Raw genomic sequence first — 15,679 nt, forward strand, 5'->3', positions numbered from 1 at the left:
TCGTCGCTCATCGTGAGCGCTACGACGTACAATGCCGCCGCACCGGTCCTGCTATTTGCCGCGGATCTTGTAAGTCGCCTTCATGATGATGCGATGGCCATATAACGCTGCGAATGTCTGCTGCTTCTCCAGCCATGCATGATATTCGCTCTCTTCCTGGACGATGACGTTGCTCCGCATTTGCGCATGCGCGATGCCGCACAACTCCGCGCAAAGAACCTCGAATGTTCCTGTGCGCGTGGGAGTGAACCAAAAGTATGTGACTGAGCCCGGCACCATATCCATCTTCGCCCGGAACTCAGGCACGTAGAAATCGTGCAGAACGTCGATTGAACGGAGCAATACCTTGACCGGCTTCCCGATCGGGAGATGCAAATCGTCGTTCTCAACCACGACGTCGTCCTGACCATTGGGATCGTTCGGATTCAAGCCCAGTGGATTCTCGGCACTGACGTTGCGGGCATCGACCGTCCCGAGCCGGCCGTCTTTTCCGGGCAGCCGGTAGCTCCAGCGCCATTGCTGGCCCATGACCTCTATCTCTGTCGCATCGGACGGCACAGTCACGAACTGATGCCAGACAACCAAACCGGGCGCTAACATCGCTCCGACACCGATCGCGGTCCCTATGGTGAGCCACCATTCCAGCCTTTTGTTTTCGGGCTCATAGGCCGCTTGTCTTCCTTCCTTGTGATGAAAACGGAAGATGCAATAGGCGACGAATGCGACGATCGCGAAGAAGACCGCCCCGGTGATCCAGAACGTCATGGTGATCGTGTCGTCGATGTAACTCCAGTTCGATGCGATCGGTGTCCACCACCATGGGCTTAGGAGGTGAAACAGCACCGAAGCGACTGCGACCAACAGCAGTATGAATGCTACAGCCATCCCTTGTTCATCCTTGCCTCTAGAGGCTGCGGACAAGACTTAGAAAAGGGCGCAGTTCACGTCTGCATCGATGGCTGATTTCGAGCTCGCCATCACAATGCTGGCCGCCTTGCCCTCTAACCGGTCGCAACATCAAATTCAAAAAGTTGCGATCGCTGGTGTCGTCGAACTACGGGCACTTGCCACTACAGGATGTTCCCCGGCAGGCTTGATTGTCAATAGACCGGCTTATTCCTCGCGACAGACGATAGCACCATGATCGAACCGCTGAGCAATGGCACGCACAACGGATTCCTATATCGCACTGCAATGTACGACGCCGTGCGTCCGCATGGCAGACAAAGTGACGCGTCAATTGCCATCAGCCACGCGGTGAAACGTAAACCTTACAAAGGAAGAATTCACCGAACAGTGCGTGCTATTCTTTCCGGATTGCGCTAAACTTGCTGCACAGGTTGCGACAGGTTTTGCTCGGCAAAGCTCTCTTCGTTGAACTTGGCCGTCTTCCAGAACCAGTCGCGATTTCTGCGCACGAAGGCGAATACTCGTCATTTGAAAATGACCAGATCTCGCCGGTGCGAACGCATGGAGATCGTGACCATGGCTACTCCGTATTCTGACAAGATCTCGCAGACAGCACCTGGCGCTTCCGATAGCGTTGCCGCGCCCGTCATTCGCAAGATCGGGTTGTCCGATCTGCATAATGCGTTGCGGCTGGGCTGGGAGGACTTCAAGGCGGTTCCGAGTCACGCCATTATTCTGTGCGTCATCTATCCTGTTCTCGGGCTTGTGCTGGCCAGAATGACCCTGGGCTATTCGGTGTTACCACTGCTTTTCCCGCTAGCCGCCGGTTTTGCGTTGATTGGTCCTTTTGCAGCCCTCGGTCTCTATGAACTCAGCCGCCGCCGCGAACGCGGCGAAGAGGCGTCGGCGTGGCATGCACTCGGCGTGCTGCGCTCGCCGTCCTTTGGAGCCATGCTTGGCCTCGGCACGCTCCTGCTCATTCTGTTCGTGGTCTGGGTGACTACTGCAAATGCGATTTACGTCTCCAAGTTCGGCAATGCCCCTGCGGCCAGCATTCCTGATTTCGCATCGCGCATCTTCACAACCACAGAGGGGCACCAACTGATCGTCCAGGGCTGCGGCGTCGGACTATTGTTCGCTATCATGGCGCTGTGCGTTAGCGTCGTGGCGTTTCCGCTGATGCTCGACCGACATGCGAGCGTGACAGACGCAGTTCAGACCTCGCTGCGGGTCGTGATGAAAAATCCTGTGACCATGGCGGCATGGGGTCTGATTGTGGCCGCGCTGCTGGTGGCCGGTTCGCTGCCGTTATTCGTCGGTCTCGCCGTTGTTCTGCCGCTACTCGGTCATGCCACCTGGCATCTTTATCGCAAGGTGCTGGAGCCGGACCCGAATCCTCGGCAGGACCCTCCGCGTCCACCGAAAGGGCGGCGCTATGCGGCCGATTTTCCGGTCTCTCTCTTCCCGTGGGGCCGCGATAAGCCGTAGGTCGAAACAAACGACCGGGACGCGCGTTCAGGCTTCGCAATCAGTCGAACCACCCGCGCCCGCGCGGATGAAACCCAGCTCGGATGAGGGGCGATCTCGGATATCCGCCGGAAGCGGACTCCGCTCCCGGCAGGGTGTCCGCCCACTATCTATTAAGAGAACCCAAACAGCTTTGCCGGATTTGTGACCAGTATCTTTTCCAGCAAGGCATCGTCCGGCGCGTAGCGATAGAGCAATTCAAGCAGGTCGGCGTCGTTCGGCGGCTGGACGACCGATACGGGGTGCGGCCAGTCGCTTGCCCAGACGCAGCGATCGGGCGCGGCTTCGAGATAGGCTTGCGCGATAGGAACGACGTCGTCCCACGGCGGGCCTTTTTTGGACGTCTTTTCGCCGAGCGAAAGCATCACCCAGAAATTTCCCTTAGACAGCAGATCGAGAACCGCACGCAAATTCGGATCGTTCTTGCCGAGGGTTGGATCCGGGCGGCCCATGTGATCGATGAGGACCGGCACCTTGAGAGACGCGATCTTGTCGAGATTGGCGACGATGCCGTCCTTCTCCGGCTGGAATTTAGCGTACCAGCCGAGTTCGGAAATACGTGCGATGGCGCGCTCGTAGTCGCTGTCCGAAAGCACGGCGCCGAGCTCCTTGCGGAAGCTGAACCGCGCCCCGCCGACGCCGGCGTCATTCAGCTTGGCGAGATATGCATCGTCGCGTTCGGCGAAAACCAGCGCATTCGCGCAGGCCTTGTAGTTCGGCCCCATCGCCGCCAGCCCGTCCAGAACCACCGAATGATCGGCACCATATGTCGTCGTCTGCACGATGATGCCACGCTCGATACCAAGCGCCTTGTGTACCCGAAGTGCGGCCTCCCAGGTCGCCGTCGGCATCTGATAGGCCGCGCCCGGCCGGATGGGATAGCGTTCCACCGGACCGAGCACATGGAACTGACTGTCGATGCTCTTCGGCGGCGGCTTGCGGGATGGCGTGCGCGGGTTTGGATCAAATGGAAGATAGTCGGGCATCTGTCTGCTCCTTTAATCGATCACCGCAGTGAAATCGCATTGCACCAGGGCGCCGCCCTCCATCTCCATGGAGAGCGCATGACGGGCTGGGCGCGAATGCTCGTCGGGAAACATCTTGAGCCACTCGACATTGACCGGCCCGCGATTGCTGCGATCCTTGAGCCAGACCGTCATCTTGATGATGTCGTCAGTGCTGCCCCCGCCGGCTTCCACGATCGCCTTCATATGCGCGAACATGTTGGCGCACTGGCTTTCGAGATCGGGCGGCATCTCGCTTGTTTTGGGATCGCGGCCGAGGATGACGCCGGACATCAGCAGATTGTTGATGCGGCAGGCATTGGGGATCGGATTTGCGTGCTTGAACTCGCCGATATGAACGCTGCGGCGGCGCTTGGAAGATGTCATGGCTGCAGTCTCCGGATAACGGTCAAACGAATTGGCACGACACCGAGCCATACGGCCCGTAATCGGCATGTATCGTATCGCCGCGGCTGACCTCGATCGGACGCGTGAAGGATCCGGCGAGCACCACCTCGCCTGCAGCGAGATATTCGTCGTGCGGCGCGAGGCGATTGGCGAGCCACGCGATGCCGTTTGCCGGATGGTTCAGCACGCCGGCGGCGACGCCGGTCTCCTCGATCTGGCCATTCCGGAACAGCAGCGCGCTGACCCAGCGCAGATCGACATCCAGCGGACGGAATGGACGACCGCCGACCACAAGCGCGGCATTCGCTGCGTTGTCGGAGATCGTGTCCACCACCGTGCGGGGCTTCTTGGTTTGCGGATGCACGCGGTGCATGCGCGTTTCCAGGATTTCGAGCGCCGGAGTGACGTAGGCTGTCGCGTTCAGCACGTCGAAGATCGTACAATCCGGCCCGCGCAGATCGGTCTTGAGCACGAAGGCCAGTTCGACCTCGATGCGCGGCGCGAAAAACCGTTCATAAGGGATGCTGCCGGCATCCTGATAGAACATGTCGGCGAACAGCACGCCGTAATCCGGCTCGGAGATGCTGACCGCGTTCTGCATCGCCTTCGAGGTCAGGCCGATCTTGTGGCCTTTGATCACTCGCCCGCGTTCGAGCTGCAGCGCCGTCCAGGTCCGCTGGATCGCATAGGCATCCTCGATGGTGAGATCGGGATAGTCAGCGGTGAACATGGTGATGAGCGTCTTGGTCCGCTCCGCCTCGTCGAGGCGACGCGCCAGCGCATCGATGACCGTCTGATCAAGCACCGTTATTTCTCCTCTGCGACGACGTTGCGAAGAATGCCGATCTGCCTGGACTCGACCTCGACGACGTCGCCTGGCTTGAGCCAACGCGGCGGCGTGAAGCGGGCGCCGGCGCCGGTCGGCGTTCCGGTCGCGATCATGTCGCCGGGCTTCAAGGTGGCAAAAGTCGACAGATAAGAAATCAGATAGTCGAAGGTGAACATCAGCCGCTCGGTCGAGTCGTTCTGACGCTCCTCCCCGTTCACTCGCGTGACGATATCGTGCGTCCCCTGCGGATCGCATTCGTCGGCCGTGACGATCCACGGCCCGACGCTACCGGACCGATCGAAATTCTTGCCCTGGGTGACGTTGAACTTGCCGTGGTGCAGCCAGTCCCGCACCGAGCCTTCGTTGCAGAGAGTCATGCCGAAGATGTGCGACCACGCATTCTCTCGCGTAATGTGACGACCTTCCTTGCCGATGACAATCACGAGCTCGCCTTCGTAGTCGAGCTGCTCGGAGATCTTCGGCTTTTCGATCGGCTGATCGGAGCCGACCACCGACGACGGGTTGCGGACGAACAGGCTCGGATATTTCGGCAAATCCGAGCTGTCTTTGTATTCAGCATTGCGGTCCTTGTAGTTGACCCCGATGCACCAGAGCTTCTCCGGCGCCGGGATCGGCGGCAGCAAGACCAGATCCGACAGTCGATGATCGGGCTTGCGGCCGGCGCTCACCTGTTTCGCCTTCGCCAGTCCGTTGCCGGCGATCACGCTGCGCAGATCGGGAAACTCCGATCCAAGCAATGCACTGAGATCGATAACGCCGTCATCGGCCACCACGCCGTAGCGGCTGTTTCCGCCGGTCGAATAGCTGCATAGTTTCATGAAGGCTCCTGAATAATTCACTAGATCGATTGCCGCCGGATCGCGGTGCCGGACCGGCTGCCCGAATAGCGCCCGCGGCGTTGTTCCGATTACTTCGATGTCTGGAATACGGACTTCAACGTGAAGATCTCGCCTAGCCGCGCGTAACGCGGACCGGCAATGCGGGCGATCGGATCGAGGCTCTCGGTTTCAATCTTGCCGTTGGCGAGCAGATCATCCTTGATGTGAAATGCGATCACTTCGCCGACGATCAACCGGCTGCGGGTATCGCCGAATTCGAGGCATTGCCGAAATCGGCATTCCATCGCAATAGGCGCCGCCGTCAGCCGCGGCACCCCGATATGGTCGCTGGGGGTCGTCTCGAGACCGAGGACTTCGACCTCGCTCACCTCCGGCGGATGTTCGGCGGAGCTTTCGTGAACCGCAGACATCAACGGCGAATCCGCGATGTGAATGACGTATTCTTCGCGATCCAAGATGTTGCGCGCCGTGTCTTTGTAGACGCCTGATTTGCGGCCGACGCTGATTGCCAGCATCGGCGGCTTGGGCGAGACGAAGGTGAAAGCACTGAACGGCGCAAGGTTGACGGTACCTGCCTGCGACAGGCTGGTCACCCATGCGATCGGTCGCGGGACGACGATGCCGGTGAGCAGACGATAGGCCTTCTCGGCACCAAGTTCAGCGGGATCGATCTTCATTCGTCAATCCGCCTTTACGTTGGCCTTGCGCACGACCGGAATCCACTTGGCGTCCTCACGATCGAGATAGGCTCTGAACTCACCTGGCGTCATCGGGAGCGCTTCGGCGCCAAGCTTTTCGAACTTGTCGACCACGCCTGGCTCCTTGAGAATCTCAGCCAGCGCTTTGTTCAATTTATCGGCGACCGGAGCGGGGGTGTTCGCCGGAGCAAACAGCCCTGTGAAGGTCTGGCCGTCAAAATCCGGATAGCCGAGCTCGGCGAAAGTGGGCACGTCCGGAAGCGTCTTCAGTCGATGTGGGCTCGTGACCGCCAAGGCGCGCAACATTCCACTCTTGATATATTGAAGGCTGACCGACAGTTGATCGAATGCGAACTGAACCTGTCCGCCGAGAAGGTCATTGGTCGCGGGCGCGTTGCCGCGATAATGCGCCGTCACCCAACGAATCTCGAGCTTGGACTGCATGAGTTCGCTGAGCAGGTGATTGGTGGTGCCCGGCCCCGGAGAGGCCATCGTCAGCTTGCCCGGATCGCGCTTCGCCAGTTCGAGCAATTCGGCGAACGACGTAGCCTTCACGGACGGATGAACCTCGAGCACCAGCGGCGTCATCGAGATGCTCGAGATCGGCAGGAAGTCGCGCTTCCAGTTGTAGGCGTCGCGCTTGTTGATTTCGGGAGCGAAGAGAATCGGACCATTGGCGCCGACCATGAGCGTGTAGCCATCATTCGGCGCTTTCGCCAGCGCTTCCCCGGCGATCATGCCGCCAGCGCCCGACTTGTTTTCGATCACGAAGGGCTGGCCCAATTTCTCTTGCAACCGATCCGCGACGATGCGCGCCGCGCTATCGACATTGCCGCCGGCCGGATAGGGCACGATCAGTTTGACAATGCGCGCGGGCCATTCCTGGGCCGTCGCCGCGCCATTAACCAGCGTCGCGGCAATGGCTGCAGCGATCCATAGCGACTTCATCATTTCCTCCCGCCAGATGCGGCTTTCACGCCGCAGACCGTATGTTCGACGCCGATTGGGACCAGCGCTCTTGCGGCGAACAATTGGTTCAACCGCTTTACTTGTCGATGCCAATGTGCGGTTATTGTCCACATTATGGACAGTGGATTGCCGACAACACTCGACCCGGAGCCGCGACAAGGCGCGCAGGCGATCCGGCGCGCGCTCTTCCTCCTGCGCGTGCTTGCAGCGGGCGGTGAGAGCGGATTGCCGCTGAAAGACGTTGTCCAAGCGACGCGTCTATCGCGCCCGACCGTACACCGGATCGTCCATGTCCTGATGGAGGAGGGGCTCGTCGAGCGCCACGAGCGCTCGGGTCGCTATGCAATCGGCACGCAGGTCCCTGAATTGGCACTCGCTCGCCCGTCGCGCTCGCCATTGCTCGCCGCAGCGGACGACATTTTGCGCGAAACATCGCAACGGGTCGGCGACACACTGTTTCTAACGGTGCGCACCGGCAACGACACTTTATGCGTGGATAGGAGAATTGGCTCATATCCGATCCAGGTACTCTCGATCGCCGTCGGTGCGCGGCGGCCGCTCGGCGTCAGCAGCGCAGGCGTTGCCATCCTGGCCGCGTTACCGGCTCAAGAATCACGCCGGATCGCTATGACGAATGAGCCTCGATTTGCGGGATATCGGACCGATCGGCAGACCGTGTTGTCAGAGATCGCCGACGCCCGGCGCAGGGGTTATGGCGTGCGCGAAGTCGGATTGGTCCAGGGCACGAAATCGATTTCGACCTGGATCAAGACAGCCGATGGGGATCCGGCGGCGGCCCTCACCATATCGGCCGTCCGAACACGGCTCGGCCCGCGACGCGAGCAGGAAGTTGTCGAAACGCTTTTGAAGGCAGCTTACGAGGTCGAGCAGAAAATCCGATAAGCAAGCACGCGTCGCCCAATCCAAGGCAAAGGTCCGCTTGCGACATATGCAGCGATTGAGCAGCCAATCGACGACTAGCTATTCTAATCTGAACGGAGAAGTCTGGCGGTCCATTCGGGATAAAACTGCGCCCCCCTCCCGTTGCCCGCGCAAAATGGCGCGCCATTCGGAGTATAACCATAAACTCATATATTGTTGAAATTGCTTGTGATTTTATAAGATGCCTTATGGCGCGAGGCTCGTCGCATCGATTCCGGCCTCAAGACACACCTCACAACTCCGCGCGCCACGGCGGCTCCGGGGTGCTAATATAGTCGAGACCGCACGACCGAAGATTTCATCTGTGCGATTGAATCGCGGTCGGGAAACGATGGCGCACGAAGAGATGCACTCCAAAAACAACGGCCGACCGTAATTGCGGTGAGTTGGCTGGGACGTGGAGGACGCTATGGCGTGGCGTGACGACAAGGCCCGGGCAACTCTGATCCGCGACGCGGCGGGAAGCGTGCAGCCGGGCAAGGCTCCCCGAACCTTTGCCGAGCTTATGTTCGGCTACACCAATGCCGAGGACCTCGCCAGTTACGATGCCTCCTCGCTTGCCTTCCTGGCGGAGCAAGCCTGGGAGCATGTACAGCGACGCACGGCGGGTCGTGCCGATATCCGCGTCGTCAATCCGATGATGCCGGACGGGCGCGAGATGTCCGTGCTCGAAATTCTCAACGACGATATGCCTTTCCTGTTCGATTCCATTATGGCGGAGCTCGCCGAGCAGGGCATCGAAGTTACCCTCGTCGCTCACCCCATCATCGCGGTGGAGCGCGATGACCAAGGCAAGCTCCTGCACTTCCACGGTGAAGCACTGCCGGAAGGGACAAAGGGCGCGCGCGAGAGCCTGATTCACCTCCACATCACCCGCCTCGACGCCGACGCTGACCGCGAGAGGCTGATTGACGGCCTCACCAGGACGTTAAGCGACGTGCGCGCCAGCGTCGCGGACTGGCGCGTCATGCGCGACCGCGTCGAGAACGCGATCAAGACTTTCTCTTCCAATCCACCGCCGCTGCCGATCGACGAGGTCGCCGAGGCCAACCAGTTCCTGCAATGGCTGTGCGCGGACAATTTCACCTTTCTCGGCGTGCGCGAATATCGCTTCTCGCCCGACAGCGATGCGTCGGACGACATCACGACCGCTGAGGGCCTCGGCATCCTCCGCGACCCCGATGTAAAGGTCCTGCGCCGCGGCAACGAAATGGTGGTGATGACGTCGGAAATTCGCGAGTTCATGCGCGAGCCCACCCTACTCATCGTCATCAAGGCCAATGTGAGTAGCCGCGTTCATCGCCGCATCCGGATGGATTATATCGGCATCAAGCTCTATGCGCCCGACGGCCGGCTCGAGGGTGAATTGCGAGTCGTCGGCCTGTTCACCTCAGGCGCCTATACGCGCTCGGCACGACAGATCCCCTATGTTCGCCACAAGGTATCGCGGGTGCTTCAGCGCGCCGGCTTTGATCCGAACAGCCATTCGGGCAAGGCGCTAATGCACATCCTCGAGGAATATCCGCGAGACGAACTATTCCAGGTCGACGTCGACACCCTGTTCAATTTCGTCATGGAGATCCTGATCCTCTATGAGCGCCCCCGCGTCCGGGCGCTCGCTCGGGTCGACAAGTTCGATCGCTTCGTCTCCATCCTCGTCTTCATTCCGCGCGACAAATACGACACTGATGTGCGCATGCGCGTCGGCGCCTTCCTGTCGCAGATCTACAAAGGGATGCAGGCGGCCTCCTACGTGTCTTTCCCCGAAGGAGCATTGACGCGCGTTCACTACATCATCGGACGCTATGAAGGTAAGACTCCTGCCGTCGAGCGCGCCACGCTGGAAGCCGGGATCAGCGCCATTGCCGCGACCTGGGCCGACAAGCTGAAGGCCGCGCTGACTGCGTCTACCGATGGCATGCGGGCGCGCATGCTCGCCAATCGCTATGCCCAGGCCTTTACCGGCGGCTATACCGAGGTTTCCACGGCGGAACAGGCGATAGCCGATATCGCCACCATCGAAAGGCTCACGCCAACCCGCCCGGTGACGATTTCGGTTCATCGCTTCGAGGGCGAGGACGATCCCAAACGCTTCGGCCTGAAGGTGTTCTCGGATGCCGCGCCGCTGTCGCTGTCCTATCGCGTGCCAGTGATCGAAAATCACGGCCTGCGCGTGGTCGATGAACGTACCTATCAGATCGTGCCCGGTGCCAGGCCGGAGCCGGTGTGGCTGCACGACATGACGATAGAGACCAGCGACGGCCAGCCGATCGAGATCAACCGGGAATTCAGCCATCGGCTCGAAGCCTCGATCATGGCGGTGGTCGGTGATCGAGCCGAATCCGACGGATATAACGGGCTGATCCTGCGCACGGCCCTGGGCTGGCGCGAAGTCTCGACCATCCGGGCGCTGTCCCGCTATTTGCACCAGATCCGCGCGCCGTTCAGCCAGGATTATATGTGGGAGACTCTGCGCAAGAACGCAGCGATCACCGCCAACCTCGTCGCGCTATTCCAGGCCCGCCTCGATCCACGCCTCACCCTTACTGATGCCGAGCGCTCGGCCCGGGAGACCGCCCTCCTTGCCGATATCGAGGAGCAGCTCAAATCCGTCGCATCGCTCGACGAAGACCGCATCCTCCGCCGTTTCACCAATCTGGTGCAGTCCACCATCCGCACCAATTTGTGGCAGGTCGGCGAGGACGGACATCCGCGTCCGGTGATCTCATTCAAGTTCGACGCGCGCGGAATCGAGGACCTGCCGGCTCCACGACCGCTCTACGAGATTTTCGTCTATTCTCCCCGCGTCGAAGGCATTCACCTGCGCTTCGGCAAGGTTGCGCGCGGCGGACTGCGGTGGTCCGATCGGCCGCAGGATTTCCGCACCGAGATTCTCGGCCTGGTCAAAGCCCAGCAGGTCAAGAACGCCGTGATCGTGCCGGTCGGCGCCAAAGGCGGCTTCGTGCCCAAGCGCCTGCCGCCGCTCTCCAGCCGCGATGCGTGGCTCGCGGAAGGCACCGAAGCCTATCGCATCTTCGTTCGCTCGCTGCTCGAACTCACCGACAATCTCGACGGCGACGACCTCCTCCCGCCCGACTCGACCTTGCGGCATGATGGCGACGATCCTTATCTGGTCGTCGCCGCCGACAAGGGCACCGCCACCTTCTCCGACATCGCCAACGCGATTTCGGCCGAGAAGAACCATTGGCTCGGCGATGCCTTCGCCTCCGGCGGCAGCCAGGGCTACGACCACAAGAAGATGGGGATTACGGCGCGAGGCGCCTGGGAGGCGGTCAAACGCCACTTCCGCGAGCTCGGCACCGACATTCAGACCATGCCTTTCACTGTAGTTGGCGTCGGCGACATGTCCGGCGACGTCTTCGGCAATGGCATGCTGCTCTCGCCCGCGACGAAATTGGTTGCGGCGTTCGATCACCGCGACATCTTCATCGATCCCTCTCCCGATCCGGCGATCAGCTACGCCGAACGCAAGCGCATGTTCGACATGCCGCGATCGAGCTGGCAGGACTACAACAAATCACTGATCTCGCAAGGCGGCGGCGTGTTCTCGCGCTCCCTCAAGGCGATTCCGCTCGCACCGGAAGTGCGCACCTTGCTCGATCTCGACAAGCCGCAGGCGACGCCCTTCGAGGTGATGACGGCGATCCTGAAGACGCGCGCAGACCTACTGTGGTTTGGCGGCATCGGCACCTATATCCGGGCGTCGGTGGAGAGCGACGATCAGGCCGGCGACCGCGCCAATGATCCGATCCGCATCACCGGGACCGACGTTCGCGCCAGGGTGATCGGCGAAGGCGCCAATCTCGGCGTCACTCAGCGCGGCCGTATCGAAGCGGCGCAGACGGGCGTCAAGCTCAACACCGACGCGATCGACAATTCGGCCGGTGTGAATACGTCCGACGTCGAGGTCAATATCAAGATCGCATTGGCCCGCCCCGAGCGCGAGGGACGCCTCAGCCCGGCTGACCGTAACACCCTGCTTGCCGCGATGACCGACGATGTCGGTGCGCTGGTCCTGCGCAACAACTATCTGCAGACGCTCGCGCTCTCGCTCGCTGAACGCAAGGGCGTGGCCGCGACAGGCTTCCTCACTCGCCTGATGCAGTCGCTCGAGCAGCGCCGCCTGCTCAGCCGGGCAGTCGAATTCCTGCCCGACGACGCCGCCATCACCGAGCGCGCACGACGCGGGCAGTCCCTGACGCGGCCTGAACTTGCCGTGTTGCTCGCCTACGCCAAACTGACGCTCTACGACGACCTGCTCGGCACCAGCGTGCCGGACGATCCTTATCTCGCCCGCGAGCTCTCCGGGTATTTTCCAGGCCAGGTTCAGGACAGGTTCCCGACAGCGGTAGAGTGCCATCGCCTCCGACGCGAAATCATCGCGACCAGCCTCGTCAATACGGTCATCAACCGCGGCGGCCCGGCGTGTATCGTGCGCCTGATCGACGAAACCGATGCCGATATCCCCACCATCGTCATGGCCTATGTGGCGGTGGATGAATCCTACGGGCTCAAGTGGCTAAATGATGCGATCGATACGCTCGACGCCTGCATCGAAGGGCAGTTGCAATTGTCCCTCTATGAGGCGGTCCAGGACCTTCTGCTTTCCCGCATGGTCTGGTACGTGCGCAATATTGATTTCAAGGATGGCCTCGAGGCGGTGATCGCACGTTTCGGCCCGGGTATCCGCGAGATCAGCGCCTCTCTCGACAACACCCTGCCACCGGACTTGCAGGCCGCGCGCGGCAAGCGCCGGCAGGAGCTGACCGATGCCGGCGTCCCGTCCGGCCTCGCCGGCGAACTGGCCGATCTCGACACCCTGGTCTCGGCGCCGGACATCGTGACGGTCGCCGAGCGCACCGGCCGCAGCATCGGCGACGCCACCGCGACGTTCTTTGCCGCCGAGGCCAATTTCCGTCTCGACCGCATCATCGCTGCCGCGCGCAGCGTGCCCGCCAGCGATCGTTTCGAACGCCTCGCCATCGACCGCGCCGTCGACCTGATCGCGGCTGCCGAAAGAGGCCTCGCTGCGGATATGTTGGCAACCGGCCAATCCGGCCAGCAGGCTGCGGAGACCTGGCTTGCAGCTCATCCCGAGACGACGCGCATCCGCCGCGCAGTCGAGGAGATTGCTGCTGGCGGCCTGACGCTCGCCAAGCTGATGGTGGCGGCAAACCTGCTGGGGGACTTGGTCAAAGGCTGAGGCGTGCGGGGCAGCGATGTGAAACTCTAAAGAGCAATGCTAGCGCAGGTTGTTAGCCAGCGAACGGAGGACCCCAATGATCCACGCTACTTGCCATACCGCTGATAATGTCCGCTGCATCGAGTTCGATGCCACACCCTGGTTCAGCGAGGCTAACGCTCCGAGCATTATCGATTTGGCCGAACGCGGATGGGTCAGCACAGCGATTGCAGATTCCCTCGAGAGCCGACGAGGATACGAACGCTTGCACGACCTCGTTGAGTATGCAGCGAAGCGACTGCAACCGGAATCCCTGGAGGACCCCACCTGGGAAACCTTCGAGTGCGTCGTCGATGGACCCGAGGCCGTAGCCTGGCTCGAGAAAAACCGGCCCGACGTTGTGGCAAGGATCCCGTAAGCTACGAGAAGCGCAGCAATGGCAACGATGATTGGCGCATCACAATGAAGCGGAAATGGCGCGCCCGAAAGGATTCGAACCTCTGACCCCGTGATTCGTAGTCACGTGCTCTATCCAGCTGAGCTACGGGCGCGTGCCGCGATGTGGGGCCAAAGCCGCCAGCACCGGATGCGTTTCGGAAACGATGTTTGCGAAAGCGGGCCATAGCTACCGGGTCGAGCCCGGCTTGGCAAGCGCCCTGAGCCGCTTATTTCACTACCGTGACATAGCCGGAAAAAACGGCTCAGGCCCGCGCGCGTTCGTTACGGATGCTGTGCAGTTCCACCGGCCGGTCCGGAAGGCTGATCCGGAAGGTGGCGCCCAAAGTGCCTTCCACAAGGTGAATATCGCCGTCATGGGCGCGGACCAGTTCGGCCGCAATCGCGAGGCCCAGCCCGCTACCGCCGGGGCGAGACGAGCCCTGAAATGCTTCAAACAGGTGGTCGCGTGCCCGCTGCGGGACGCCGGGGCCGGTGTCGGACACTTCGAGAATCGTGACAGCGCCTTCGCGGCGGCCGGTGATGCGGATCTGCTGCGGGGCGACGTCGCTCTGTGGCTGCCCTTCCAGCGCCTGGGCCGCATTGCGGACCAGATTGAGCAAAATGCGAAATAACTGGTCGGGATCGGCATCAATCATCAGCCCGCGCTCGATGGCGTTGACCCAGCCGATCGACACGTCGGTCGCAAGCCCAGCCGATTCGCGGACTTCGTTGACCACCGGCTCAACGAGAATCATCTTGCGATCGGGGGCAGCTTCCTGCGCGCGACCATAAGAGAGTGTCGACTGGCAGAAGGCGATGGCGCGCTCCAGCGAGCGCATCAGCTTCGGCGCGAAGCGCTGCACGCGGGGATCGGGCACGCTGGCGAGCTGATCCGACAGCAATTGTGACGACGCAAGCAGATTGCGCAGGTCATGATTGATCTTCGAGACCGCGAGGCCGAGCGCAGCGAGACGACTCTTCTGATGCAGCATCGAAACGAGATCGCGCTGCATGTCGGACAATTCGCGCTCCGCCACGCCGATTTCGTCGGCGCGCTGGCTCGGCACGATAATCCGCGCCGAGCTCTCGGGGTTTTCATGGAAAGCGACGAGATTGGCTGTCAAATTCCGCATCGGCCGCACGAACAGATAATGCAGCGCCAGATAGACCAGCCCGGCAGAGAGAATCGCCAGTCCGAGCGACACCCACAATAGATTGCTGGAGAAACGATACATCGCCTGCCGCAGCGGCAATTCATCGACCACTACTTCAATGAATTGCGCCCCGCCGGGCGCCGGCCCGATGATGCGCATTGTCTGATCGCCAGTTTCCAGCATGACTTCGAACGCATCGACAATCGCCGACCACACCGTCATCGACCGCATATCGATGTCATGGTCGATCTGCGACGGAAGATCCGCGCTGGCGAGCAGACGGCGCTGCTGGCCCATCTTGATGGCCACCGCGCGGGCGCCGATGCTGCTCAGGATTTGTCGCGACAGCGATTCCGGGACCATGCCGAGCGGCGCGGCATCCAGCACCAGTGCTGCCGTATTGGCCGCGGCCAGCCTGTCGTTCAGCCTGTTGATCCGGAAATTGGCGATCGAGGGCACATAAATGAGAATTTCGGCAATCAGCACCAGCGGAATGGTGAGCAGCAACAGCTTGCCCGACAGCCCCAGCCGTCGCATGGGGCCGAGCCTGAACGCGGGCTCGATGGGCTTTTCGCCGGCCGAAGACACAATATTGGCCTCTGATCTCACGGTCTGACGCTGAACTATCGAGAGATACGGGTCCAACGACGATTTGTTACGATGATGTTTGCGACCAGTTCTTAAATTTGTCCGCTCAGCGAACACGCTTAAGCCATAGAGCAATTTCACAACCGCCAA

12 protein-coding genes and 1 tRNA gene are annotated in these 15,679 nt (G+C 61.1%); 4 read left to right on the top strand and 9 right to left on the bottom strand.

What is annotated here, in order from left to right; translation table 11 throughout:
- Positions 1-51: 51 nt before the first annotated feature.
- A complete protein-coding gene (locus AB7951_RS24750; RefSeq protein ID WP_120288267.1) occupies positions 52-885 on the bottom strand; it encodes a cytochrome c oxidase subunit II in 834 nt (277 codons plus the stop codon).
- Between the two features lie 255 nt (positions 886-1,140).
- Here AB7951_RS24750 and AB7951_RS24755 point away from each other — a divergent pair, with 255 nt between their 5' ends.
- Together AB7951_RS24755 and AB7951_RS24760 are read left to right on the top strand one after the other, a co-directional pair.
- Positions 1,141-1,326, top strand: coding sequence for a hypothetical protein (locus tag AB7951_RS24755; RefSeq protein ID WP_147421598.1), 186 nt, complete (start codon positions 1,141-1,143; stop codon positions 1,324-1,326).
- Between the two features lie 159 nt (positions 1,327-1,485).
- Entirely contained in the window at positions 1,486-2,397 is a 912-nt protein-coding gene (locus AB7951_RS24760; RefSeq protein ID WP_120289089.1) for a DUF2189 domain-containing protein, read from the top strand.
- A gap of 152 nt (positions 2,398-2,549) precedes the next feature.
- Here the strand turns inward: AB7951_RS24760 and AB7951_RS24765 are convergent, their stop codons facing one another.
- The 6 genes from AB7951_RS24765 to AB7951_RS24790 form a co-directional block, all read right to left on the bottom strand.
- Positions 2,550-3,422, bottom strand: a complete 873-nt coding sequence (locus AB7951_RS24765) for an amidohydrolase family protein (protein WP_120288266.1) — start codon at positions 3,420-3,422, stop codon at positions 2,550-2,552.
- Positions 3,423-3,434: 12 nt separating this feature from the next.
- Positions 3,435-3,827, bottom strand: coding sequence for a RidA family protein (locus AB7951_RS24770; RefSeq protein WP_115031419.1), 393 nt, complete (start codon positions 3,825-3,827; stop codon positions 3,435-3,437).
- A 22-nt stretch (positions 3,828-3,849) separates the two neighbouring features.
- Positions 3,850-4,659: a 2-oxo-hept-4-ene-1,7-dioate hydratase gene (gene hpaH, locus AB7951_RS24775; RefSeq protein ID WP_439062702.1), complete on the bottom strand. Its 810-nt coding sequence runs from the start codon at positions 4,657-4,659 to the stop codon at positions 3,850-3,852.
- Positions 4,656-5,516, bottom strand: coding sequence for a fumarylacetoacetate hydrolase family protein (locus AB7951_RS24780; RefSeq protein ID WP_120288264.1), 861 nt, complete (start codon positions 5,514-5,516; stop codon positions 4,656-4,658). Before AB7951_RS24780 ends, hpaH begins: the two co-directional genes overlap by 4 nt.
- Before the next feature lie 89 nt (positions 5,517-5,605).
- Positions 5,606-6,214, bottom strand: a complete 609-nt coding sequence (locus AB7951_RS24785; RefSeq protein ID WP_120288263.1) for a flavin reductase family protein — start codon at positions 6,212-6,214, stop codon at positions 5,606-5,608.
- 3 nt (positions 6,215-6,217) lie between these two features.
- A complete protein-coding gene (locus AB7951_RS24790) occupies positions 6,218-7,183 on the bottom strand; it encodes a tripartite tricarboxylate transporter substrate binding protein (RefSeq protein WP_120289088.1) in 966 nt (321 codons plus the stop codon).
- A gap of 135 nt (positions 7,184-7,318) precedes the next feature.
- On the opposite strand from AB7951_RS24790, the gene AB7951_RS24795 reads away from it, so the two are divergent.
- Both AB7951_RS24795 and AB7951_RS24800 read left to right on the top strand, forming a co-directional pair.
- Complete coding sequence (locus tag AB7951_RS24795) at positions 7,319-8,107, top strand: IclR family transcriptional regulator (protein WP_120288262.1); 789 nt, start codon at positions 7,319-7,321, stop codon at positions 8,105-8,107.
- A gap of 436 nt (positions 8,108-8,543) precedes the next feature.
- Positions 8,544-13,370, top strand: a complete 4,827-nt coding sequence (locus AB7951_RS24800; RefSeq protein ID WP_439062094.1) for an NAD-glutamate dehydrogenase — start codon at positions 8,544-8,546, stop codon at positions 13,368-13,370.
- Positions 13,371-13,823: 453 nt separating this feature from the next.
- On the opposite strand, the gene AB7951_RS24805 is transcribed toward AB7951_RS24800, so the two are convergent.
- Both AB7951_RS24805 and AB7951_RS24810 read right to left on the bottom strand, forming a co-directional pair.
- Positions 13,824-13,900: transfer RNA gene (locus tag AB7951_RS24805), tRNA-Arg, on the bottom strand.
- Positions 13,901-14,050: 150 nt separating this feature from the next.
- Positions 14,051-15,478, bottom strand: a complete 1,428-nt coding sequence (locus AB7951_RS24810) for an ATP-binding protein (RefSeq protein ID WP_089263645.1) — start codon at positions 15,476-15,478, stop codon at positions 14,051-14,053.
- Positions 15,479-15,679: the final 201 nt, after the last annotated feature.

Origin of the sequence: Tardiphaga sp. 285_C5_N1_2 (genome assembly GCF_052076065.1) — a bacterium.
Classification (GTDB): domain Bacteria; phylum Pseudomonadota; class Alphaproteobacteria; order Rhizobiales; family Xanthobacteraceae; genus Tardiphaga; species Tardiphaga robiniae.